At 74.2% G+C, this 23,422-nt stretch carries 19 protein-coding genes; 13 read left to right on the plus strand and 6 right to left on the minus strand.

Annotation, left to right across the window (positions count from 1 at the left end; all coding sequences use genetic code 11):
• Nucleotides 1-114 precede the first annotated feature (114 nt).
• On the minus strand, nucleotides 115-1,911 hold the full coding sequence (locus K7C98_RS06310; protein WP_224190645.1) for a hypothetical protein: 1,797 nt from the start codon (nucleotides 1,909-1,911) through the stop codon (nucleotides 115-117).
• Between the two features lie 752 nt (nucleotides 1,912-2,663).
• Between K7C98_RS06310 and K7C98_RS06315 the strand changes: the two genes are divergently transcribed.
• Nucleotides 2,664-5,372, plus strand: a complete 2,709-nt coding sequence (locus tag K7C98_RS06315; RefSeq protein ID WP_224190646.1) for a M16 family metallopeptidase — start codon at nucleotides 2,664-2,666, stop codon at nucleotides 5,370-5,372.
• A 213-nt stretch (nucleotides 5,373-5,585) separates the two neighbouring features.
• Here K7C98_RS06315 and K7C98_RS06320 read toward each other — a convergent pair whose 3' ends face one another.
• Complete coding sequence (locus K7C98_RS06320) at nucleotides 5,586-6,512, minus strand: LysR family transcriptional regulator (protein WP_224190647.1); 927 nt, start codon at nucleotides 6,510-6,512, stop codon at nucleotides 5,586-5,588.
• A gap of 82 nt (nucleotides 6,513-6,594) precedes the next feature.
• Between K7C98_RS06320 and K7C98_RS06325 the strand changes: the two genes are divergently transcribed.
• Nucleotides 6,595-7,707 carry an epoxide hydrolase family protein gene (locus tag K7C98_RS06325; RefSeq protein WP_224190648.1) on the plus strand — a complete coding sequence of 371 codons (1,113 nt, stop codon included), beginning with the start codon at nucleotides 6,595-6,597 and terminating at the stop codon, nucleotides 7,705-7,707.
• 324 nt (nucleotides 7,708-8,031) lie between these two features.
• Here K7C98_RS06325 and K7C98_RS06330 read toward each other — a convergent pair whose 3' ends face one another.
• Nucleotides 8,032-8,247 (minus strand): hypothetical protein, encoded by a 216-nt coding sequence (locus K7C98_RS06330; protein WP_224190649.1) that lies wholly within the window; start codon nucleotides 8,245-8,247, stop codon nucleotides 8,032-8,034.
• 56 nt (nucleotides 8,248-8,303) lie between these two features.
• Between K7C98_RS06330 and K7C98_RS06335 the strand changes: the two genes are divergently transcribed.
• Complete coding sequence (locus K7C98_RS06335; RefSeq protein WP_224190650.1) at nucleotides 8,304-8,894, plus strand: hypothetical protein; 591 nt, start codon at nucleotides 8,304-8,306, stop codon at nucleotides 8,892-8,894.
• A gap of 569 nt (nucleotides 8,895-9,463) precedes the next feature.
• On the opposite strand, the gene K7C98_RS06340 is transcribed toward K7C98_RS06335, so the two are convergent.
• Both K7C98_RS06340 and fabG read right to left on the minus strand, forming a co-directional pair.
• On the minus strand, nucleotides 9,464-11,233 hold the full coding sequence (locus K7C98_RS06340) for a hypothetical protein (protein ID WP_224190651.1): 1,770 nt from the start codon (nucleotides 11,231-11,233) through the stop codon (nucleotides 9,464-9,466).
• 180 nt (nucleotides 11,234-11,413) lie between these two features.
• Entirely contained in the window at nucleotides 11,414-12,193 is a 780-nt protein-coding gene (gene fabG, locus K7C98_RS06345; protein ID WP_224190652.1) for a 3-oxoacyl-ACP reductase FabG, read from the minus strand.
• A gap of 173 nt (nucleotides 12,194-12,366) precedes the next feature.
• On the opposite strand from fabG, the gene K7C98_RS06350 reads away from it, so the two are divergent.
• From K7C98_RS06350 to K7C98_RS06395, 10 genes are all read left to right on the plus strand, one after another.
• Nucleotides 12,367-12,657: a phosphopantetheine-binding protein gene (locus K7C98_RS06350; protein ID WP_224190653.1), complete on the plus strand. Its 291-nt coding sequence runs from the start codon at nucleotides 12,367-12,369 to the stop codon at nucleotides 12,655-12,657.
• Nucleotides 12,658-12,672: 15 nt separating this feature from the next.
• Nucleotides 12,673-13,323 (plus strand): hypothetical protein, encoded by a 651-nt coding sequence (locus K7C98_RS06355; protein WP_224190654.1) that lies wholly within the window; start codon nucleotides 12,673-12,675, stop codon nucleotides 13,321-13,323.
• Nucleotides 13,320-15,146, plus strand: coding sequence for an AMP-binding protein (locus K7C98_RS06360; protein WP_224190655.1), 1,827 nt, complete (start codon nucleotides 13,320-13,322; stop codon nucleotides 15,144-15,146). Before K7C98_RS06355 ends, K7C98_RS06360 begins: the two co-directional genes overlap by 4 nt.
• A 1-nt stretch (nucleotide 15,147) precedes the next feature.
• Nucleotides 15,148-15,972, plus strand: coding sequence for a glycosyltransferase family 2 protein (locus K7C98_RS06365; protein WP_224190883.1), 825 nt, complete (start codon nucleotides 15,148-15,150; stop codon nucleotides 15,970-15,972).
• A gap of 24 nt (nucleotides 15,973-15,996) precedes the next feature.
• Nucleotides 15,997-17,022 carry a hypothetical protein gene (locus K7C98_RS06370; protein WP_224190656.1) on the plus strand — a complete coding sequence of 342 codons (1,026 nt, stop codon included), beginning with the start codon at nucleotides 15,997-15,999 and terminating at the stop codon, nucleotides 17,020-17,022.
• Complete coding sequence (locus tag K7C98_RS06375; RefSeq protein WP_224190657.1) at nucleotides 17,019-18,548, plus strand: HAL/PAL/TAL family ammonia-lyase; 1,530 nt, start codon at nucleotides 17,019-17,021, stop codon at nucleotides 18,546-18,548. The genes K7C98_RS06370 and K7C98_RS06375 overlap by 4 nt, the downstream gene beginning before the upstream one ends.
• On the plus strand, nucleotides 18,545-18,949 hold the full coding sequence (locus K7C98_RS06380; RefSeq protein ID WP_224190658.1) for an acyl-CoA thioesterase: 405 nt from the start codon (nucleotides 18,545-18,547) through the stop codon (nucleotides 18,947-18,949). The genes K7C98_RS06375 and K7C98_RS06380 overlap by 4 nt, the downstream gene beginning before the upstream one ends.
• Before the next feature lie 16 nt (nucleotides 18,950-18,965).
• Nucleotides 18,966-19,679 (plus strand): outer membrane lipoprotein carrier protein LolA, encoded by a 714-nt coding sequence (locus K7C98_RS06385; RefSeq protein WP_224190659.1) that lies wholly within the window; start codon nucleotides 18,966-18,968, stop codon nucleotides 19,677-19,679.
• A 103-nt stretch (nucleotides 19,680-19,782) separates the two neighbouring features.
• Nucleotides 19,783-22,140, plus strand: a complete 2,358-nt coding sequence (locus K7C98_RS06390; protein ID WP_224190660.1) for an MMPL family transporter — start codon at nucleotides 19,783-19,785, stop codon at nucleotides 22,138-22,140.
• 38 nt (nucleotides 22,141-22,178) lie between these two features.
• The gene (locus K7C98_RS06395; RefSeq protein ID WP_224190661.1) at nucleotides 22,179-22,781 is read left to right on the plus strand and encodes a DUF3261 domain-containing protein; all 603 of its coding nucleotides are present in this window, start codon (nucleotides 22,179-22,181) and stop codon (nucleotides 22,779-22,781) included.
• Between the two features lie 99 nt (nucleotides 22,782-22,880).
• On the opposite strand, the gene K7C98_RS06400 is transcribed toward K7C98_RS06395, so the two are convergent.
• Nucleotides 22,881-23,240: a hypothetical protein gene (locus tag K7C98_RS06400; RefSeq protein ID WP_224190662.1), complete on the minus strand. Its 360-nt coding sequence runs from the start codon at nucleotides 23,238-23,240 to the stop codon at nucleotides 22,881-22,883.
• Nucleotides 23,241-23,422 lie beyond the last annotated feature (182 nt).

A 23,422-nucleotide genomic window follows, 5' to 3' on the forward strand; every position in this document is an offset into this window, starting at 1 on the left:
GGCGTTCGGCCAGCGGTCGTGCGGATCTCGGGCCACGATGGGACCGACGCGCAGCGCGGCCGGCGTGGCGGAGCACAGGCGAGGGCTGCTCGGAATGGTGCGGCGTCGCGGCGACTACGGGGCGACGACCGGTTCGGCGCCGAGATCGCGGGCGAGGTCGGCGAGCTCGCCGATCGGGACCTGCAGCGCGGGCAGGCGGGTGATGTCGGCCCGCGCGGCCTGGGCGATCGACTCGCTGGCGCGCATGATGAGGCCGCCGTGGCCGTCGGCGACGACGGTGTAGCCGGCCCGGCGCAGGCGCGTGAGGCGGGCCTGGGCCTCCGGCGAGAGGTCGGTGGCGGACGGGCGCAGGGTGGGCACGCGGCCGGGCCAGACGGCAGCCAGGTAGGCGGTGATCCGCGGCGGGTAGAGGACGCCGCCGGCTGTCTTTTCGTTCAGGTGGACGTCGACCAGGGCGGCGTAGCCGTGGACGTGGCAGCGGACGGCTCCGTGCAGGTGGCTGGTCCACATCGCCTCGGGGCTGACGGGGGCGGGCCACAGGCCGTCGAACCACGCGACGATGGCGTCGTAGCTGGGCAGGCGCTGGCCGCCGAGGGCCTCGCCGAGGCGCTGGACCTCGGCGCCGAACCGCTCGCCGCGCTCCTCCCGGCGCAGGCGGAGGAGGACGGCGAGCAAGGCGATCGGGGCGGCGACGTACCACAGGCCGAACACGACGAGGACGACGCAGACGACGGCGGTGAGCAGGAGGCCGGAGCCGCCGTCGCGGACCTGCTGCTGGCGCCGCTCGTCGGCGTGGCGGGCCAGGAGGGCCCGGCGGGCCACGGCGAGGGCGGTGGCGGGGATCCGGCCCTCGGGCTCGGGCCCGGCGGCGTCGGGCCGATCGGGGAGGAAGGAGCGGACGGCGGCGACGAGCTCGCTGGTCGTTCGGACAGGTGGACCGTCGGCCGGCTCGCGCACGGCGGCGACCAGCAGCGGCGCCTCGGCCAGCCCGCCGGGCGGGGCGGCCAGGCCTGCCGCCGACGAGGGGGTGCTCTGGCTGGCGCCGGCGCGGTTGTAGAGGATCGCCAGCAGCGAGGAGTTCGAGGGGCCGGCGCCGGGGATGGTGTCGCCGGCGCCGACGGGGCTGGTCGAAAGGACAGGTGAGTGCGGGGCCGGCAGCGGGCCGGACAGGGCCGCCGGGTCGAAGGCCGGCGCGAGGGGGACGTCGGAGAGCCTGTCTGCAGGGACATGTGGGATGTCCGCACGGACAGGTCGATCGAGGCTGGCCGCGGGGACAGGCGATGAGGGGCTGTCTGCAAGGACAGGTGAGCCGTCGGGCGGCGAGAGGTGGGCGAACACGCCGGCCGGGGCCGGCTCGGCGGCGAGGCCCTCGGCGACGAGGCCGGCAGCCAGCTCGGCCGCGAGCGAGCCGGGCTTGTGCCCGGGGACCGGCGGCCGGGCGGCGAGCTGGCCCGACAGGGTGGCGGGGCCGGGCCTGGCGGGCAGCGGGGCGCGCATGGTCTCGCCCGGCATCGGCTCGTAGCTGTCCTTGGGGGCAGGTCCCGCGGGGCCGGGGACGGGCGGCGCGGGGGCGGGGCCGATCGCCAGCAGGGTGGTGGGATGGACCGGCGCGCCGAGCAGTCTGGCCGAGGGCCCGGGCTGGCTGGGCGCGTAGGCGCGGGGCTGAGGCGGCGCGAGGTCGGCGGGCTCGGGGTCCGGCTCCGGGCTGACTGTTGGGACAGGTGCGCTGCGGACCAGATCGCTGACGGCCTGCTGGATGGCCCGCTCGTACAGGGCGAGCGCGTCGGCGACGGCCGCCGGCAGACCGTGATCCTGACCGCAGGCCGGGCAGGTGGCGGCACCGCGGATGTCGGCGAGCCCGAGCGCGTGCTGGCAATGCGGGCAGCGCAACGCGAGAGTCGGGGAGAGCACGTCGGGACGATACCTCAGAAAATCGGCCCCGGGCCGGACGTGGCGCGGGCGCGGGCGCGCAGGCCGGCGAGGCCCGCGATGGCGGGCGCGCGAGGTGAGGCGAGCGACCGCCGGCGCGGTCGCGAGTCGCAGCGGCGCAGAAGGTGACGCGAGTGACAGGTCGCGGCCGCAACATGGGGCCGAGGCGAGCGCGTGGCGGGGAGACCCGGGACGCGGAGGTGACGCGTGCGGGTGGCGGGCGCGAGGAGCCGAGACGAGCGCGTGGCGGGGAGACCGGGGCGCGGAGGTGACGCGTGCGGGTGGCGGGCGCGAGGGGCCGAGGCGAGCGCGTTCGCGGAGGTGACGCGTGCGGGTGGCGGGCGCGAGGGGCCGAGGCGAGCGCGTTCGCGGAGGTGACGCGTGCGGGTGGCGGGCGCGAGGGGCCGAGGCGAGCGCGTCACGGTGAGTCGGGAGGTCGGCCGTGCCGGCCGAGGCGAGCGCGTCGCGGTGAGACCGGGCGCTGGCAGGTCGTGCGGAGCCGTGCCGCGCGGACGCGGCGCGGGCTGGCCGGCGGAGGCGCGGAAGGGCCTGGAGGACGCGGGAGACGGCGGTCCGCGGCCCCGGCGAGGCCGGTCCCGGGTCGACGAGCCGCGGACGGCGGGCGATCGCCCGGACCTCGGCGGGGCGGCGCGGGTCGCGGGCGAGGATGCGCGCGGCGGCGACTCGGGGTATGAGGGGGCGCCGCGCGCGACAGGCGGGCGGCGAGCAACACCGTGCCCGATCTGCCCGTCTCGCCTCCCTCGCCCCGCGGCCTCGACCTTCCGGGCGCCGCCTCCGAATTCGCGTCGCTCGTCGACGAGCGGCTGGCCAACGGCGCCCGCCTGCTGATCTTGCCGGCCCGCCCGGTCGGCGCCGGACCGGCGGCGATCCAGCTATGGGTGGGCTCGGGGACCGCGGCCGAGCGCCCGGACGAGCACGGGTGCGCCCACCTGCTCGAGCACATGCTCTTCAAGCCATGTGCTCTGGGACATGGCCCGAAGAGCATCCGCGCGCGCCTGGCGAAGGCCGGGGTGCGGCGGACCGAGCCGGCGCTCGACCTCGCGGGGGCGATCGAGGCGCTCGGCGGCGACATCAACGCGTTCACCAGCCACGACGAGACGGTGGTGCACGTGACGGCCCCGGCGGCGCGGGCGGCCGAGGCGGCGGCGCTGATCGCCGCGGCGACGCTGCACCCGACGCTCGACCCGACCACGCTGGCGCAGGAGCGCGAGGTGGTGATCGAGGAGATCAAGCAGTACGACGACGACCCGGGCCAGCGGGTGACGCAGGCGGCGCTCGGGCGGGTGTACGGGGGGCACGCGTACGCGCGGCCGGTGCTCGGGCTCGAGGCCGAGGTCGCCGGCCACACGGCGGCGCGGCTGCGGGCGTATCACCGCCGGGCCTACGCGGGCGAGCGGCTGACGCTGGTGGCCGTCGGCGCGGTCGACGTGGCGGCGCTGCGCAAGGTGGCGCGGGCGACCGTCGGGGCGCTGCCGGCCGCGCCGGCCCGGCGGCCGACGGGCGAGCCGGCGCCGCGGCCCGGGGTGACGGTGAAGCGCGCCGAGGTCCAGGAGGCCTATGTGCTGCTGGCCTGGCCGGCGCCCGCGGCCGGGGCGGCCGACGCGGCGGCGATCGACGCGGCGGCGGTGGTGCTCGGCAACGGCGAGTCGTCGCGCCTGGTCGCCGAGACACGGCGCAAAGAACAGGTCGTTTCGGACATCCAGGCCCACTGCGACACGCTGCGGCTCGGCGGGTCGGTGCTGGTGTCGGCGCGCACGACCGCGGCCCAGGCGGCCGCGGCGGTGACGGCGGTGCTGGCCCAGGTGCGGCGGCTGGCGGCGGCGCCGGTGTCGCCCGAGGAGCTGGCGCGGGCCAAGGCGATCCTCGAGAGCGACCTGGTGTACCGGCGCGAGACGGTGCAGGGGCAGGCGCACGCGCTCGGGGCGTGCGCGACGATCTTCGGCGACCTGGCGCGCGAGCGCGAGTACTACGCGGCCCTGGCCGCGCTGACGCCGGAGGCGGTCCGCTCGGCCTGCGCCCGCTGGCTCGACCCGGCGCGCGCGTGCGTCAGCCTCGAGCTGCCGCGCGCCGAGGTGGATGTCGCCAAGGCCAGGTCGGTCAAGTCCGCGGTCGACGCGGCGCTGAAGCCGGCGGAGGGGCCGCGGCGCGACGGTCCGGCGCCGAAGCGCGCGCCCGACGGGATCGACACGCTGACGCTGCCGAACGGGCTGCGGCTGCTGGCGCGGGTCGAGCGGGCGGTGCCGGTGGCGGCGGGCTGGCTGATCTGGCCCGGGGGACAGCGGCGCGAGCCGGCGGCGCTGGCCGGCTCGAACTCGGTGGCCGCGGCCCTGCTCACCCGCGGCAACGCGCGCATGGACGGCGAGGCGCTGAGCCGGGCGATCGACGGCATGGCGGCGGGGCTCGACGGGTTCGCCGGCCGCAACAGCCTCGGGCTGCACTTCGAGTGCCTGGCGCGCCACTTCCCGGCGGTGCTCGGGCACGCGCTCGACTGCACGATCACGCCGACGTTCGCGGCCGACGAGCTCGAGGAGGAGCGGCGCGTGGCCCTGCAGGATCTGGCGGCGGAGGTCGACGACCCGGGCCAGGTGGCGTCCCGCGGGCTGCACAAGCTCCTGTACGGCGAGCACCCGTTCAGCCGCCCGGTCCGCGGCACTCCCGAGGGGCTGCGCGCGCTGACGCCGGCCAAGTTGAAGGCGCTGTGGCGGCGCGACTACCCGATCGGCCAGGCGGTGCTGGCGCTGGCCGGCGACGTCGACGTCGCGGCGGCGGCGGCCCAGGTCGAGGCGGCGCTGCGCGAGGCTGGCCTCTGGGACAGGATGTCCGAAAGGCCAGGCAAGGCGAAGCCGGTGCAGGCGCCGCGAGGGCCGCGCGAGCGCGAGATCTTCCAGGACCGCGAGCAGGCCCACATCGCCCTCGGCTGGCCGGGGATCGCCGTCGGCGACGAGCGCGAGCCGACGCTCGACGTGCTCAGCGCGGTGCTCGGCGGCCAGACGGGGCGGCTGTTCACGGCGCTGCGCGAGGTCCAGGGGCTGGTGTACGAGGTGTCGATGTCGAGCGTCGAGGGCGTCGACGCCGGTCACGTGGCGATCCACGCGTCGACCAGCCAGGACAAGCTGCCGAAGGCGCTGGCCGCGATCGCGGCGGAGGTCGAGCGCGCGGTGCGAGAGCCGCCGTCGCCGGCCGAGGTGGCGCGCGCGCAGGCGTGGCTGGTCGGCCAGTTCGAGCTCGGGCAGCAGCGCCGCAGCCGGATGGCGTCGCTGCTGGCGCTGTCGGAGGTGTACGGGCTGCCGCGGGCGCGCGCGTTCGCCTACCCGCAGCGGGTCCGGGCGGTCACGCCGGAGGGGGTGTGGGCGCTGGCCCGCACGCTGTTCCGCCCGCAGGTCGCGGCGCGCTGCGTGGTGCGGGCGAAGCGGCGCAAGTGAGCGCGGGCGCCGGCGCGCGGCGCTTCGCGTGGGCGAGAGTGCGTGTGTCCGAAAGGATATGCTCTTTCGGGCATGTGCTCTTCTATGTGTACAGGAAGACATGTCTGCGGAGACATGTCTTGTTCACCTCGCGCGCTCGGAGGCGCGGCCCCACGGTCGCCATCGCAGGGGACGTGATGAAAAGGACATGTTTTAAGAGGCATGTCTTCGGGGCTAGCTGCGAGCGCGCCGCGCGGTGGCCCGGGCGGAGCCGCGCCCGACGTGCGCGCCGAGGCCGGCCCACAGCGCGTCGAAGACGGTCCGGCAGCGCCGTGAGGCCTTGAGATCTTCGTGCATGGCGAGCCACATCTCGACCTTCGGCGCGAACTCGCCGGCGAGCACGCGCACAAGCCCGGCGCGGCGGGCCAGCGAGACGTGGCAGGCACCGATCCCGCACCCGGCCCGGATCGCCGCGAACTGGGCGACGTCGTCGTCGGTGCGGAAGCTGAAGGCGTCGCGCGTGAGCGGCCGGCCGCCGAGGCGCAGGGTGCCGGTGTACGGGGCGGGCACGTCGAAGCCGACCAGGGCGTGCCGGGCCAGGGCCGCGGGAGTGGTCGGGGCCGGCCGGCGCGCGAGGTAGCCGGGCGCGGCGAACAGGCCGAGCTCGAAGGCGCCGACGCGTTTGGCCAGCAGCGCGCCCTGGCTCGGGCGAACCGTCCGCACGGCGATGTCGGCGTCGCGCCGCACGAGGTCGGCGATCCGGTTCGACACCACCAGCTCGACGACGATGCCGGGGTGCTCGGCCTGGAGGGCGGCGAGGACCGGCGGTAAGACCTCGGCGGCGACGATCTCGCTGGCGGTGATCCGCACGGCGCCGACGTTCTCGGCCAGCGGGCCCGAGGCCTTGCGCAGCAGCGAGTCGGTGGCGGCGACCAGGGCCTCGACCTCGGGGCGCAGCGCCTCGGCGGCGGGCGTGGGCGCGAGCCCGCCGCGCGAGCGGGTGAACAGGGGCAGCCCGAGCGCCGCCTCGAGCGCGGCGACGTGACGGCCGAGCGTGGGCTGGCTGAGTCCGAGCCGACGCGCGGCCGCCGACAGCGAACCCTCGCGCAGGACCGCGGCGAACGCCCGGTACAGCGACCAGTCCGGCGGAGCGAGAGACATTCAAGGATGAATAGACGTTCCCCACTTTTATGCAATTCCAAACGGATGGCCGGACCGGCAGGTTCGCGGGCGGAGACCGAACATGCAGACCATCGACGTCCAGCCCTTCACCGTCGCGGTGCCCGAGGCCGCGCTCACCGACCTGCGGCGCCGCCTGGCCCAGACCCGCTTCACCGACGCGCTCGCCGACGCCGGGCCCGACTGGGGCGTCGAGCCGGCGGCGCTGCGGGCCCTGGTGGCCCACTGGCAGCGCTTCGACTGGCGCGCCGCCGAGGCGGCGATCAACGCGTTCCCGGCGTTCCGCGCGCAGATCGGCGGGATCGGGCTGCACTTCGTGCACGCGCGCGGACGGGCGCCTCGGCGGCTGCCGCTCGTGCTCACCAACGGCTGGCCGAGCTGCTTCACCGAGCTGCTGCCGCTGGTGCCGCTGCTGACCGAGCCGGTCGACGGGGTCGGGTTCGACGTGGTGATCCCGTCGCTGCCCGGATACGGCTTTTCGGACAGGCCGAGCCGGAGCGGCATGAACATCACCCGGATCGCGGCGCTGTGGGCCGAGCTGATGGCCGAGCTCGGCTACCCGCGGTTCTTCGCCCACGGCAGCGACATGGGCGCGGGCGTGGTCGAGCGACTGCGGGCCGACCACCCCGAGCGCGTGCTCGGCATCCACATGGTCAACGTGTTCTGGGGCTATCCGCGGCCGCCGGCGCCGACGCCCGCGGAGGCGGCGTACCTCGAGCGCGGGCCGCAGTGGCAGCAGCGCGAGGGCGCCTACGCGGCGCTCCACGCGACCCGGCCGCACACGATCGCGGCCGGCCTCAACGACTCGCCGGCCGGCCTGGCGGCGTGGATCGGCGAGAAATTCGCGGCGTGGAGCGAGCGGCCGCCGTCGCTCGACGCGCTGTGCACGATCTTGACGATCTACTGGGTGACCGAGACGATCGCGTCGTCGCAGCGGCTGTACCGCGAGACATTCGCCGACGCGGGCGCGATGGCCCCGCCGCCCCGGCGCGGGCCGCCCGTGGCGGTGGCGATCTTCCCCGGCGACATCCTGCCGGCCCCGCGCGCGTGGGGCGAGCGGTGGTTCGAGCTCGCGCGTTGGACGGAGATGCCGCGCGGCGGCCACTTCCCCGGCCTGGAGGCGCCCGAGCTGCTGGCGGCGGACATCCGCGCGTTCGCGGCGGGGCTCGTGGCGTGACGGGCGATGGCTGGACTTGAGGGCATGTTCGTGAGGGCATGTCCTCCCGGCCATGAGCGCGCGGCGACGGGCGCGCGGCCGCGGAGACATGTCCATGAGCGTATGTCCTCGGGTTCACGCGCGTGCGAACCGGCGCTCCTCGCCGACCGGCGGCGATTCGCTCGTCGGGGCAGCAGGAACGACGCGGCGGCGCGAGCGAGGCGGCCCTCGCTCGGGCGCTTCATGGCAGTCTCGTCGGAATAGCGACAGCTACCGGAGCCGCTCGAGTGGAGCGGTCCAGTCATGCCCCGGCGCGCGAGGCGGGTTGTCCTTGAGGGCATGTCCTCAGGGCCAGTCGTCGAGATCGAGGCCGCGGCCGAGCTCCGGGTCGGCCGCGAGCAGGTCCCGCAGGGTGGCCTCGCGCAGGCCGAGGGCGCGCGCGCCGGCGCTCACGCTGGCCTGGGCCGTCAGGACGGCCCGGACCTCGCGGCGGAAGGCGGCGGGATCCGTGCGGCGCAGGGCCAGCAGCAGCGGCTCGCGGGGCTCGGCGGGGAGGGTCACGCGCGGACTGTAGCGCGCTTGTCGCCGGCGGGGCGGTCGTGCTTCAGTCGCCCGGGATGACGAGGCGACGGACAGGCGCGTGGTCGTTCGTGGGGCTGATGTTGCTGGGGTGCGACCCGGCCGGGCGCGAGCGGGCGGCGCTGCAGGCCGAGCTGGAGGCGATGTCGGCGCTGCTCGCGGAGCACCGGGCGCAGATCGAGGCGCTGCAGGCCGATCTGGTGCAGCAGCAGCTCGCGCTGCAGGAGTGCCGACGGCCGAGCGCGCCGAATTTGCCGGCGCTGCCGGCGAGCGGGCCGGACGCGCCGGCGCTGACGCCGACGTGCGACGCCGGGGTTTGCGTGGTGAAGCGCGCCGAGTTCGAGGCGCTGATGGAGGCGCCGGCGGTGCTGGCCCGGCTCGCTCGCGTGATCCCGTCGACGCGAGAGGGGAAGGTCGTGGGGTACAAGCTGTACTCCGTCCGGCCGGGCACGCCGCTGGAGCTCGCCGGCTTCAAGAACGGCGATCTGATCCAGACCATCGACGGTGAGGCGCTCGGCGGCGCCGACGAGGTGTTGGGGCTGTTCGTCAAGCTGCGCCGGCTCGACCGCTGGACGATCGCGGGGCTGCGCAAGGACGCGCCGTTCGAGCTGACGATCGCGGTCGAGTGAGCGCGAACGGGGGCCTGCCCGGCCCGGATTCGGATGGCTGAAAGGACATGTCGTCGGCGCCAGCCGCGAGCGACGACATGCCCGAAAGGACACGTTCGCTCCGCGGCTCGCCGAGCGCGCCGTCGCCCTGAGCGACAGCGACCCGATGGGAAGCGCGCTCTCGGTGCTCGACGCCGACTCGCCGGCGTCGACGCGGGTCGGTCGGGGCGGGGCCGTGAGGTCGCGGCCTGCGGGGGGCCGGGGGCGACGCTCGTAGGACACGGCCCCCCGCAGGGCGGGTCCGTGGAGGCGTTTGTGCATGTTCGAGTGGACATGTCTCAAGGGACATTTGCGAACGACGGACCCGAGGGGGCGGAGCTGCCCGTGGACATGTGTCCGCATGGACATGTCGTTCGCGCCAGCTCCGGTCGAGTGTCCGCGGGCGCGGGATCTCGCGTCGATCGCCGTCGCGGTCTCGAACGACATTCAGTAACTGGGCGGAGCGCGGAGCGGGTCCGCGCTGTTGACCGGGGTTCAAGCGCGGCGCGTCGCGGTGTGGCGCGGGCCACACGGATCTGCACCGTGTCGGATCAGGCGGCCGAGGCGACGCCGAGGCTGCGCGCGAGGGCGCGGGCGACGGCGAGCGGGCGGCCCTTGAACACGCGGACGTAAGGAATGGCGCTGGCCCGGGCGGCGCGGGCCAGGATCCCGTCGATGTTGTGGGCCTGGAAGCCGGTGGCGATGAGCACGTAGTCGTAGCTGTGGCGCGAGATGCTCTCGCACTGGGCCTGGACCTTGCGGGCGTTGCCGTCGCACCAGGTGATGTCGAGGCCGAGCGACTCCTCGAGCTTGGACTTGAGATCGGGGTCCTCGCGGTTGCTGACGAACAGGACCCGCTTGCCCTCGACCTTGGGCCGGACCTGGGCGACGAGGTGCGCGCCCGGATCGTCGACGTCGTCGGTCTCCTCCTCGAGGTCGCCGTCGCCTTCGGACGGCAGCACGCCGAGCTCGCCGCGCTTGAGCACGTCGTGCAGGCCGGTGAGGCGGCGACGCAGGCGGCGATCCTCGAACAGGTCGGGCCGCAGGGCGTCGATGCGCGGCCGGATCGGCTGGACCAGCGAGGCGACCTCGGGCGTGTTGTGGGCGTCGAAGGCCCGCTGCAAGAAGGCGAGCAGGGCCTCGTCGTCGAAGCTGTCGGCGGCCGCCAGCGCGTCGCGTTCGGCCCGCACGGCCGCCTGTTGCTGGCGCACCTGATCGGCGGAGGGACCGGTGCGGGCCCGCTCCGGCGGGGGGATGAACTCGGGGTCGAGCCAGCGGCGGAGCAGCGGCAGACGCTCGCCGAGGCGCCCCGCGAGCCAGCGCAGGCGACCCATGACGGCGCCCCAGGTCTCGGGGTCCTCGGCGGCGATGAAGCGACGGATCTCGCGCAGCGCCTGGGCGTGCTTGAGCAGCGCGTCGAGCTGCTCGTTGGGCAGCTCCTCGGGCGGCGTGGTGAGGTGGCGCGGCGGCGGGTCGGTGACGTTGCCGGCGATGGCCTCGATGGCCCGCTGGGCCTCACGCAAGAGCGTGCGCGGCGGGCCCGGCGGGGTCTTGCGCGCGCGATCGGCCCAGCCGTAATCGTCGACCGGGACCTCGCTGGTCAGCGCCCGATCCTTGTGGTTCTGCACGAACTCGTGGGCCTCGGCCCAGGTCTTCGGCGCGTGCAGGGTCTTGAGCCCGAGCTCGGTGACCACGCACGCGGGCACGGCGTTCATCTGCAGCGCCTGCACCGAACCCGGCCACAAGGTCTTGCTCAGGTTGGTCAGCTCGTGGGCGATGCGCCGCACCAGCACGGTGATCTTGTGCTCGCCCTGGAACTGCTCGTCGAAGCTGCGCGCGCGCGAGATCCAGGCCAGCATGTAGACCTTTTGGTAGCGCGGGGACATGAGCGCGAAGTCGGGGCGCATGTCCTGGATGTCCTTGAGGATCTCTTCCAGCGTCTCGCGCGCCTCGGCGACCGCCGCCGCAGGATAGGTGGGCAGCTGAATTCGGCCGACGATCGGGCTGCGCGGCTGCTCGGGCTCGGGCGAGGCGGCAGCAGGCGGGGCGGAGATAGGTTCGGTGGATACGGAGGGCGGGACCGGCGCCGCGGGCGGGCGCGCTGGCTCCTGGAGGCCGTCGCGGAAGCGATCGAAGAGCTGACGCGCCGCCGCCGAGGGGAACATCTGCGTCAGCGCGTCTTCGAGGGCGCTGTCGCGGTCGGGTCCGCGGCCGAGCCAGCGCTCCGCGTCGCGCCAGATCAGCACCTCGGTCCACTGATGGGTATACATCGCGTGGCGATAGCCGCTGTCCGCGAGAAACTTGGGTAGCCCGTCGTGCATCGCCCGTTACGCTAGTCTTTTCGCGCTGCTGCTGCAACGAAGGGGCAAAATGCCGCGCGCGGCCCGAGGTCCGCGCGGGCAGGGTGAGGGCCTGCCCCGGCGGAGGCTGTTCAGCGCCGCGCGCGCCGCGAGGACGCCGTTCGCCGCCCTCGCAATCGGACCTGAACCGCGTGCCGCGGCTCAGGTGCCGAGGACCGAGCCGCCGTCGACGCTCAAAGTGGCGCCGGTGATGAAGCTCGACTTCTCGTCGGCGAGGAAGAGGTAGGCGCGAGCGATGTCGTCGGGCTGACCCGCGCGGCCGACCGGGGTGTGCTCGATCATCGACTTCAGGACCTTCTCCGGGATGCTCTCCACCATCGACGTGGCGACGAAACCCGGGGCGACGACGTTGGCGGTGATGCCGTAGCGGCCGAGCTCGCGCGCCCATACGCGCGTCATGCCGATCACGCCGGCCTTGGCGGCGACGTAGTTGGTCTGGCCGAAGTTGCCGTAGAGGGCGACGACCGAGCTGGTGCTGACGATGCGGCCGTACTTCTGGGCGATCATGGTCGGGACGACCGCCTGGGTGCAGTTGAACACGCCCTTGAGGCAGACATCGAGGACGAACTGGAACTGCTCGGCGCTCATCTGGCCGACCACCTGTCCGTCCTTGACCTTGACCAGCTGGCCGTCGCGGACGACCCCGGCGTTGTTGATGAGGACGTCGATGCGGCCGAACCGCTCGACCACGGCGGCGGCCGCGGCGGCGCAGTCCTCGGGCTTGCTGACGTCGACCTTGCGGGCGATGGCGACGCCGCCGGCGGCGGTGATCGCGGACACGACCTCCTCGGCTGCCTGTTCGGCCAGGTCCCACACGGCGACGGCGTAGCCGGCGTCGGCGAGCATGCGAGCGGTGGCGCGGCCGATGCCGTTGCCGCCGCCGGTGACGATGGCGATCCGCGGTGAATTGGTGCTTGTCATGGGGCGGCGAGGGTACCGAGAGGCGCTCGGAGCCGCCTGCACCAAGAGCCAGCCCGAAGATGTGAGCTTGCGCCGTGTCGGTGGGGCAAAGCACGCTCCGCTCGGGTGTCCACGGAGGGGGAAGGGCGAGGCTTGTCGGCTCCCGGGCGATCCCCGTAGGATGCGCCGACCCCATGACAGATGCCGCCCCGCCCGACGCGCTGGTCCGCGAGATCAAGGAGCTCATCATCGAGGCCCTGATGCTGCAGGACATGACCCCCGAGGACATCGACCCCGAGGCGCCGCTGCTGGTCGAGGGGCTGGGCCTCGACTCGATCGACGTGCTCGAGCTGGCGATGGCGATCGGCAAGAAGTACGGGGTCAAGACCAAGGCCGACGACGCGCAGAACCGGCACATCTTCGCCAGCGTGACCAACCTGGCCCGCTTCGTCGCCGAGCAGCGGGCGGCCGCGGCGGCGAGCTGAGAACCGGCGGCCGTGATGGCGGACCCTGACGGCAAGCCGCAGCGGGCCGCGGGGGTCCCGAGGTGGCTCCCGGCGGTGCTGCGTTCGCTGCTGGTCGGCGGCTACCCGCTGGTGGTGTACCTCGGCATGACGCGCTGGAGCCCGCGCACGCTGGCGCTGGTGCTCGCCTGCGCGCTGCTGCCGGGGCTCGTGCTGCGCCTGCGCGAGGCCCGGCGCGAGGACCTGTGGCCGGTGCTGCGGGTGCCGCTGTCGCTCCTCGGGCTGTTCGCGGCGGCGGCGCTGTCGGGCGAGCAGCGGCTGTTCATGGCCCTGCCGGTGCTGGTCAACCTGGGGCTTTTGGCCAACTTCGCGGCGAGCCTGCGCGGGCCGGCGTCGCTGGTCGAGCGGTTCGCGCGGCTGCAGGAGCCCGAGCTGCCGCCCGGCGGGCCGGCGTACTGTCGCAAGGTCACGGTGGTCTGGTGCGGGTTCTTCGTCGCCAACGCGGCCGCCAGCGCCGCGCTCGCGCTGTGGGCCCCGGTGTCCTGGTGGACGCTGTACACCGGACTTTTGGCGTACCTGCTGATCGGGGTAATGTTCACCGTCGAGTACGTCGTCCGCAAGGCGACCTTCCGCCGGTTCGGCGACGCGTTGCCCGACCGCCTGCTCCGCCGTCTGCTCCGCGCATGAGGTCCTTCGTCCCGCTCGTCTACACCGATCCCGCGGCGCGCGTCGCCGTCGGCGAGGCCGGCCCGCGCAGCGCGGGCGAGCTGATGCGCGACGCGAGCCTCGTCGCCGAGCGCCTGCCGCCGGCGCGGCCCGGCAGCGAGGTGCTGGTGGTCTGCGGCGACCGCTATCACCTGGCGGTCACGGCCCTGGGCGCGTGGCTGCGCGGCCACGCGGTCGCGCTGCCGCCGAACGCCCAGCCGGCGGCGGTGCGCGAGCTGGCGGGGCGGCCCGACGTGGTGGCGCTGATCCACGACTCCGACCTGGCCGACGCCCAGGACGTCCGCGAGTGGCTCTCGGGACATGCTCTCGGGGTCATGGCCGATCCGACATGGCCCGAAGCGCTACCGGCGGACCGGCGGCTGGCGGTCGTGTACACCTCGGGCAGCACCGGCGACCACCAGCCGTGCGCCAAGACGGCCGGGCAATTGCTCGGCGAGGCGCAGGCGCTGGCGGCCACGTTCGCGCTGGCGGCCGGCGAGGTGGCGCTGGCGACGGTGCCGCCGTACCACCTCTACGGGCTGCTGTTCGGGGTGCTGGCGCCGCTGGCCGCGGGGGCGGCGTTCGCCCGCGAGACGCCGCTGCACGCCGAGACGGTGGCGAGGGCGGCGCGCGAGGTCGGGGCGACGGTGCTGGTCAGCACGCCGGCGCACCTGCGCGGGCTGACGGTGCTGCAGCGCGGCGACCTGCCGCCGCTGCGGCGGGTGTTCTCGTCGGGCGCGCCGCTGCCGCGGGCGACCGCGGACGAGCTGCTGGCCCAGCTCGGGCTGGCGGTGACCGAGGTGTACGGCTCGTCGGAGACCGGCGGGATCGGCTGGCGGCGGCACGAACAAGTCTTGGGGGACATGTCCCCGGAGCCAGCCTGGACGCCGCTGCCGGGGGTCGCGGTCGAGGTCGCGGCCGAGGGGCGGCTGCTGCTGCGCTCGCCGTTCCTGGCCCCCGACGCGCCGTCGCCGTACCCGTGCGAGGACCGGGCCCTGCTCGACGCGCGCGGCGGGTTTCACCTGCGCGGGCGGCTCGACGGGGTGGTGAAGGTCGCCGGCAAGCGAGTGGCCGTGGCGGAGGTCGAGCAGCGGCTGCTGGCGCTGCCGGCCGTGGCCGACGCGGCGGTGGTGGCGACCGAGACGCCGGGCGCCCGCGGGCACGAATTGATGGCCGCGGTGGTGGCCCGCGATTCGGGGCGCGACGCCGGCGAGCTGGTGGCCGAGCTGCGGCGGGGGCTGCTCCCGTGGTTCGACCCGGTGGTGGTGCCGCGGCGGATCAAGGTGGTGCCGGCGCTGCCGCGCGAGCCCAACGGCAAGCTGACGAAGCGGCGCCTGCACGCGCTGCTCGGGCTGACGGCGGAGGAGCCGGCCGAGGCGGAGCGCGGCGGATCGGTCGCGGCCGCGGACGCGAGCGGGGCTGCGGGGGACTCGGCGGGCGCGGCTGTGATCGGGTTCGAGGTCCGTGGGCACGTGCGGCGCGAGGCGGGCGACGCGGCGGTGCACGAGGTCGAGGTCGGGGTGCCGGTCGACCTGGCGTTCTTCCGCGGGCACTTCGACGGCGCGCCGGTGCTGCCCGGCGTGGCGCAGCTGACGGCCCTGGTGGTGCCGCAGGTGGCGGCGCTGCGGCCCGAGCTGGGGCGGCTGCGGCAGGCGGCGCGGCTGAAGTTCACCCGGCCGATCGCGCCGGGCGACGCGCTGGTGCTGCGGCTCGAGGTGCGGGGGACGAGCGTCCGCTTCTCGCTGGCCCGCGCGGGCGAGGTGGTCACCGCCGGGGCGCTCGAGTACGAGGCGCGCGGTGACTGAGATGTCCGCAGGGACAGGTGAGAACGAGGTGTCCGGAGGGGCAGGTGAGATGTCCGGCGGGACAGGTCCGTTCCGGCCGTGCGCGCTGATCCCGACCTACGACAACCCGCGGACGGTGCGCGACGTGGTGCTGCGGGTCAAGGCGCACCTGCCCGACGTGGTCGTGATCGACGACGGCAGCGGCGAGGCGGGGCGGCAGGCGGTCGCGGCCCTGGGGGCCGAGGGGCTGGCGCACGTGCGCCGGCGGGCGCAAAACGGCGGCAAGGGGGCGGCGGTCAAGACCGGGTTCCAGTTCGCGCGCGAGCTCGGCTACACCCACGCGCTGCAGGTCGACGCCGACGGGCAACATGACCTCGGGGACATCCCGAAATTCCTGGCGACCGCGCGCGAGCGGCCGGACGCGCTGATCCTCGGGGCGCCGGTGTACGACGCGTCGGCGCCGAAGGGGCGGCTGGTCGCCCGCAAGATCACGCTGTTCTGGACCGACTTCGAGGCCGGCCGCGGGGTCATCACCGATCCGATGTGCGGCTTCCGGGTCTACCCGCTGGACCCCGCGCTGGCGCTCGGACGCACCGGCGACCGCATGGACTTCGACATCGAGGTGGCGGTGCGCCTGGTGTGGGCCGGGGTGCCGGTGATCAACCTGCCGACGAAGGTCCGCTACATCGGCCGCGACGAGGGCGGGGTGTCGCACTTCCGCGTGTTCGGCGACAACCTCAAGATCTCGTGGCTGCACACCCGGCTGTCGTTCCAGCGGGTGATGGTGCGGCCGTGGATCAAGCTGTGGCGGCGCCTGCGGCGGCCGGCGCTGCCGGCTGGGCGCTGAGCGAGAGGACAGGTTCGATCGGCCATGGCGGAAGAGGCAGGTTCGGAGGGACATGTCCCGGCGGTCAGGCCCGAGGCGAGCGGCGCGGCGACCGGGGGCGCGGGCGAGCGGTCCGGCAGCGCGGCGTCGGCTGTCCCGGCGGTCAGGTCCGACGAGGGCGACCGGGCGTGGATGACCCGGCCCGAGCGCGGGACGGTGCTGGGGATCCGGGCGACGCTGCTGTTCTGCCGGGTGTTCGGCCGCCGCGGCGCCGGGGTGCTGCTGGCGGTGATCACGTTCTACTACGCGCTGTTCGCCGGCAAGGCGCGGCGGGCCTCGCAGGACTACCTGCGGCGGATCGGCCAGCCGCACGGGTTCTGGGCCGGCTGGCGCCACATCTACACGTTCGCCCGCTGCGCGCTCGACCGCGTGTTCCTGGTCCGCGGCGAGACCGGGCGGTTCCGCATCACCCACACCGGCATCGAGCACCTGCGGGCGCTGCAGGCCGAGGGGAAGGGGGCGCTGCTGCTCGGGGCGCACCTCGGCTCGTTCGAGGCGATGCGGGCCAGCAGCGTCGACAAGCGGATCCCGATCCACATCCTCGCGTACTGGCAGAACGCGAAGATGATCAACGACTTCCTGCGCACGGTGCAGGCCGACTTCGACGTGCGGGTGATCCCGATCGACCCGCGCGACACGAGCTACATCCTGACGGCGAAGGAGGCGATCGAGCGCGGGGAGCTGGTGGCGGTGCTCGGCGACCGGGTCGGGGTCAACGACAAGACCTGCACGGCCGAATTCCTCGGCGCCCCGGCGCGCTTCCCGACCGGGCCCTATACCCTCGCGGCGCTGCTAAAGTGCCCGATTTACTTGACTTTCGGTCTTTATCACGGGCCCGACCGCTACGATCTTTATTGCGAGCCCTTCGCCGAACAATTAGAACTGCCCCGGGGCCGCCGCGAGGCCGCCACCGCCGCCCATGTCCAGCGCTACGCCGAACGCCTCGAGCACTACTGCCGCCTCGCGCCGCTCAACTGGTTCAACTTCTACGAGTTCTGGAGGGCGGAGTGAGTAGCGCGCGGGTGCTGCTCGTCGGCCCGCAAGGGCTCGGCCTCGGGGACGTCGTCGAGCTGGCCGAAGGGACAGCTTTTCCGGCGCTCGACGACGCGCCGGAGTACCGGGCGCTGCTGGCCCGCGGCGCCGATCACCTGGCGCGCCGGCTGGCGTCGGGCGAGGTGGTGTACGGGGTGACGACCGGGTTCGGCGACTCGTGCGAGACGGCGGTGCCGGCCGAGCACGTGGCGGCGATGCCGGTCAACCTGATGCGCTTTCACGGCTGCGGCACCGGGCGGATCCTCGACGAGGTCGAGGCGGCGGCGGTGGTGGCGGTGCGCCTGGTGGCGCTGGCGCGCGGCTGGTCGGGCGTGCGCGTCGAGGTGCTCGAGCGGCTGTGCGACCTGCTCCGGCACCGCCTGTTGCCGCGGATCCCGGCCGAGGGCTCGGTCGGGGCCAGCGGCGACCTGACGCCGCTGTCGTACGTGGTCGCGGCGCTGGTCGGCGAGCGCGAGGTCTGGTTCAAGGGACAGGTGGTCCCCGCAGCCGAGGCGCTGCGCGCGGCCGGCATCCCGCCGCTGACGCTGCAGCCCAAGGAGAGCCTGGCGCTGATGAACGGGACCAGCGTCATGGTCGGGCTCGGTTGCCTGGCGTTCGCCCGCGCGCGGCGGCTGGCGCGCCTGTGCGCGGCGCTGACGGCGATGGGCAGCGACGTCCTGGGCGGCAACCCCGCTCACTTCGACGACCGCATCTTCGCCGCCAAGCCGCACCCGGGTCAGCGGGCCTGCGCGCAGTGGATCCGCGAGGATATCGAGTACCCGCGGCCGGCCGCCCCCGCGCGCATCCAGGACCGCTACTCGATCCGCTGCGCGCCGCACGTGATCGGGGTCCTGCTCGACGCGCTACCCTGGGTGCAGCAGTGGCTCGAGATCGAGATCGTCGGCGCCAACGACAACCCGCTGGTCGACCCGGACACCGGCGAGGTGCTGCACGGCGGCAACTTCTACGGCGGCCACGCCTGCTTCGCGCTCGACGCCCTGAAGACGGCGGTGGCCAACCTGGCCGACCTGGTCGATCGCCAGATCGCGCTGGTGTGCAACCCCGACACGAATGCGGGCCTCCCGGCCAACCTGGTCGGGCGCACGGGCCCCGATCGGGCGGCCCACCACGGCTTCAAGGCGATGCAGATCTCGGCGTCGGCGCTGGCGGCCGAGGCGTTGAAGCTGACGATGCCGGCCAGCGTCTTCAGCCGCTCCACCGAATGCCACAACCAGGACAAGGTGAGCATGGGCACGATCGCGGCGCGCGACTGCCTGCGGATCGTCGAGCTGACCGAGACGGTCGCCGCGATCGGGCTGCTCACGATGTGCCAGGCGGTCGACCTGCGCGCGGGTCACAACGTCCACGCGCGCGCGCGGACGCTCCACGCGGCGGTCCGCGCCGCGGTGCCGATGGTCGACGCCGACCGCCGCCAGGACCACGACATCGCCGCGGTGCTGGGGCTGCTCCGCGCCGGCGCGCTGCCGATCGGAGCGCTGCCGTGAGCCGCCTGCACGAGGTCTCGGTCGAGTTCGAGGTCCCGTTCCACGACGTCGACATCCTCAATATCGTCTGGCACGGGCACTACTATAAGTACATGGAGATCGGTCGGACCGCGCTGATGCGCTCGCGCGGGCTCGACATCGCGGACATCCGCCGCGCGGGCTACGCCCAGCTGCTGGTCGACAGCCACTGCCGCTACACCTACCCGCTGCGCTACGCCGACCGCGCCCGCGTGGACGCGTGGTTCGTGTCGGTGACGCCGCGGCTGGTCATCGCCTACCGGATCCGCAACCTCAAGGACGACCGCTGCTCGGCCCGCGGGCAGACGATCCTCGTCACGACCGACCATGAAGGTCGCCTCTTGCCGGAGACGCCCGATGCGCTGCTCAAGTACCTGGTGTAGCCAGCTCAGGTCCAATTTGTCCCTGCGGCCAGGTCTGTTCGGACATGTCCTCGCGGTCATGGTCGTCATGACCGGTTCGATCGACCAGGCGGCCGCGGCCGACCCGCTGCCGGTGGCCGCCGCGCCGGCGCCGGCCGCGCTGACGCTCGAGCAGCTGCTCGGCCGGTTCGCCGGGATGAGCGGGCTGCAGGCGGCGTTCCGCGAGGAGAAGCGGATGGCCCTGCTGGCGGCGCCGCTGGTCAACGAGGGCACGATCTACTTCGTGCCGGGCGGCAAGAAGTCGCGCCTGGCCCGGCACACGGCCAGGCCGGCGCGCTCGGTGGTGGTGATCGACGGCTCGGCGCTGCGGATGGCCGACGACGCCGGGCGCGAGGAGATCTCGCTCGACAAGAGCCCGGCGGTGCGGCTGTTCGTCGACTCGTTCGTCAAGATCTTCGCCGGCGACGGCGAGGCGCTGGCGACGATGTACGCGATGGAGCTCAAGTCCGAGGGCCAGCGCTGGACGCTGAAGCTGAAGCCGAAGCTGGCGCCGCTCGACAAGCTGATCGAGCGGGTCGAGATCGCCGGCGAGGGGGTCGTGATCGCGACGATGCGCGTGGTCGAGATCGGCGGCGACGAGGCGGTCACCACGTTCTCGGCCGTCGACCCGCAGCGCAAGTTCTCCGCCGAGGAGCAGGCGACGCTGTTCAGCCTGCCGCCGAAGCCGGCCGCGCCGCCGGCGGGCCGCTGACCCGGCGGCCCGCGGCGGACGGACCTGCCTGATACGACCTGGCTGATGGGACCTGCTTGATGGGACCTGCTTGATGGAACCTGGTCGATCAGACAGGGCGAGCGTGTGGCGGGCAGGGCTCGGCGCGGCGCTGGTGGCCGGGTTGGCGGCGTTCTGCGCGCTGCGCCTGCAGGTGGTCACCGACATCACGGCGTTCATGGCCGACGTCGCCGACCCCAAGCTGGCGGCGCTGTCGCGCGCGATGGCCGGCTCGGAGCTGACGCGCACGCTGGTGCTGTCGATCAGCGACGAGCGCGGCGAGCCCGACGTCGCCATCGCCGGGGCGCAGGCGCTGGCCGACCGGCTGCAGGCCCGCCCCGAGGTGGCGTGGCTGCGCACCGGGCCGGGCGAGCTGCACGCCGAGGCGATCCACAACCTGTACTACCCGCGGCGGTTCTTCCTCCTGGCCGACGAGACAGGTGGCCTCCAGGACAGGTTGTCCGACGACGGGCTGCGGGCCGCCGCGCGCGAGCTGCGGCGCCAGCTCGGCCTGCCGACGTCGGGGGTGATCAAGCAGATCGCGCCGGCCGACCCGCTGCTGGCCTATCCGGCCCAGCTGCGCCGGCTCGAGGCGGCCCAGGGCGGCGGGGTCGGGCTGCGCGACGGGCACTTCGTGGCCGACGACCAGCACGCGCTGGTGATGCTGGCGACCCGCAGCTCGCCGTTCGACGCCGCCGACCAGGCGCCGCTGCAGGCGGCGATCGAGGCGGCGTTCGCCGAGATCGACGCCCAGTCGGGCGGGCGCCTGGTGCTCGAGCAGTCGGGCGTGGCCCGCTTCGCGCTGGCCGCCGAGACCAGCATGCGCGAGGACATCGGCCGGATCTCGACCGTCTCGCTGATCGGCATCGTCGCGCTGTTCCTGCTGATGTTCCGCTCGCCGCGGCTGGTGCTGCTGTCGCTGGCGCCGCTGGTGGCGGGCGTCACGGCGGCGCTGGCGGCCTGCCTGGCGCTGTTCGGGTCGGTCCACGGGCTGACGCTGGCGTTCGGGGCGACGCTGATCGGGGTGTGCATCGACTACTCGGTGCACCTGTTCAACCACCACATGCTCGACCCGCCGCGCGGCGGCCCGCGGCAGAGCGCGCGGCGGATCTGGCCGGGCCTGTCGCTCGGGGCGCTGACGACGGTGGCGGGCTTCGCCGGGCTGGCGTGGACCAGCTTCCCCGGGCTGCGCGAGGTGGCGCTGTTCGCCTCGATCGGGGTGCTGGTGGCCGCCCTGGCGACGCGCTACTGGCTACCTGAACTTTTGCCCATGTCCCCGAAGCCAGGGTGGATCCAGCGCCGGGCGGCGGCCGGGCTGGCGCGGATGGTGGCGGCGATGCGACGGCGGCGGCCGGCGGTCGCGGTGCTGCCGGCGGCGGCGCTCGGGCTGTGCGTGGTCGGGCTGCCGCGCATCGAGTTCTCCGACGACGTGCGCCGGTTGACGGCGCTCGACCCGGAGATGGTGGCGGAGGACGAGCGGGTGCGGGCGCGGGTGTCGCGGATGGACGGCGGGCGCTTCGTGGTCGCGTTCGGGGCCGACGAGGAGGCGGCGCTGGCCGGTAACGACGCGGTCGCGGTCCGCCTGCGCGCGGCCCAGGCCGCCGGCGAGGTCGAGGCGTTCCGCAGCCTGCACGCGCTGGTGTGGTCGGAGCGGCTGCAGCGCGACAACGCGGCGGCCTTGGCCGATCCGGGCCTGCCGGCCCGCCTCGACGCGGCGTTCGTGGCCGAGGGCTTCCGCGCCGGCTCGTTCGCCAAGTTCTTTTCGGACATGTCCCAGGGGCCAGATCCGATGCGGCCGGCCGACCTGGCCGCGACGCCGCTGGCCGAGGCGGCGCGGACGTTCCGCGCCGACATCGAGGGCGGCGAGGTCGCGCTGGTGACGCTGCTGCGCGGGGTCGGCGACGTCGCGGCGCTGCAGGCCCGCCTCGCCGACCTGCCCGACGTGCGCTACTTCGACCAGCAGGGCATGTTGCAGGCGGCGTTCGCCCGCTACCGCGCGCGCACGCTCGAGCTGGTGGTGTTCGGCCTGCTGGCGATGTTCACGACGGTGTGGCTGCGCTACCGCCGGCTCAAGCTGGCGCTGGCGGCGTTCGCCCCGGCGGTGCTGGCGGCCGCGACGGCGCTGGCGCTGATGACCCTGAGCGGGGCGACGATCGGGATCCTCCACGCGGTCGCGCTGCTGCTGGTGCTCTGCATGGGCGTCGACTACGGCGTGTTCCTGGCCGAGAGCCGGCACGACCCGCGGGGCTTCGACGCGACGGTGCTGAGCGTGCTGCTGGCCTGTCTGACCACGGTGCTGGCGTTCGGGCTGCTGGCGATGTCGGCCAGCCCGGCGCTGCAGGCGATCGGCGACACGGTCGGCCTCGGGGTGCTGCTCAGCCTCGTGCTGGCGCCGTCCGCCCTGGTGCTGGCGGGCGCGGGCGAGGGGAAGGACCACGGATGAACCTTCGGGCATGGTCGATCGGGCATGTCGTCGGGGCCATGCTCCTGGGGGCATGCTCCAAGGGGCAGCAGGCCGAGCCGGCGCCGCCGCGGGAGCTGCGCGACGCCGACTACCCGGGGGCGCTGGCGACGACGCTGAGCGGGCCCGACTTCATGGCCCGCCAGCGCCTGCGCGGCACGGCGCGCGGGCGCGAGATCGGCGGCGAGGTGGTGCTGCAGAAGCAGGGCGACGCGCTGACGCTGGTCGGGCTGACGCCGTTCGCGACCAAGGCGTTCGTGGCCAGGCAGCAGGGCGCCGAGGTGAAGGTCGAGGTGTTCGCGCCCGAGGGCAAGCTGCCGTTCCCGCCGCGCTTCATGCTGCTCGACGTCCACCGCGTGCAGTTCCTCGGGCTGCCGGGGGCGCCGCTGGCCGACGGGACGCACGCGGGCGAGGTCGGCGACGAGCGGGTGACCGAGGTGTGGCAGGGCGGGGCGCTGCTCGAGCGCCGCTTCGAGCGCAAGGACGGCGAGCCGGCCGGCGCGATCGTCATCACCTACGAGGGCGGGATGAAGGACGGGGCGTTGCCGGCGCGCCTGCGCCTCGACAACGGGTGGTTCGGCTACCAGATCGCGGTCGAGACGCTGCAGTGGCAGCCGCTGTGAGCGCGCGGCGCCTGTCGTCGAGCGCCGTCACGATCGCCCGCCGAGCCGGCGTTCGTCGCGGTGATGATGGACGACGAACGACCGGCCGGGGCCGGGCTGTCAGCGGTTCTGGATCTTGAAGCCGGTCAGGCAGCGCTCGTTGCCGTTGCCGGTCTTGTAGTTGGGGGTGACCTCGATCGCCTTGCGGGCCTGGAGGGCCTGGAACAGCAGGTTGATCGAGTTGGCGCTGATCTCACGGCCGGGGCACAGCGAGCCGCCCCACTTGTAGTCGCGCTTCTGGCCCGTCTTCTCCTTGATGGTGACGGAGCCGTTGAACATGCCGTAGTTGTCGCTGCCGGGCTCGTGGAGGGTGACGGCTTCGACGTTGCCGACGGTCCCGGACGAGTCGGCGTGGGAGATGGCGGGGACGGTCACGGCGGTCAGCGCGGCGAACAGAGCGAGACGAATACGGTGGAACATGTTGCGATTCTCCTGGGCGGCCCGGGGGGTGGGCACTCGGACTGCGGCCGGTAGAGTCCTATTTGCGTGTCCGACCTGCAACACCCAGTGAGCTATCGATCGCGCGCGATCGCGTGCCGGCGGCGCGCGTGCGCCCGTCGGCGCGGGGCGGTCGGCCTGGAGACAGAGATGTCTCTCGGGAT

This window comes from Nannocystis pusilla (genome assembly GCF_020073745.1).
GTDB lineage: Bacteria > Myxococcota_A > Polyangia > Nannocystales > Nannocystaceae > Nannocystis > Nannocystis radixulma.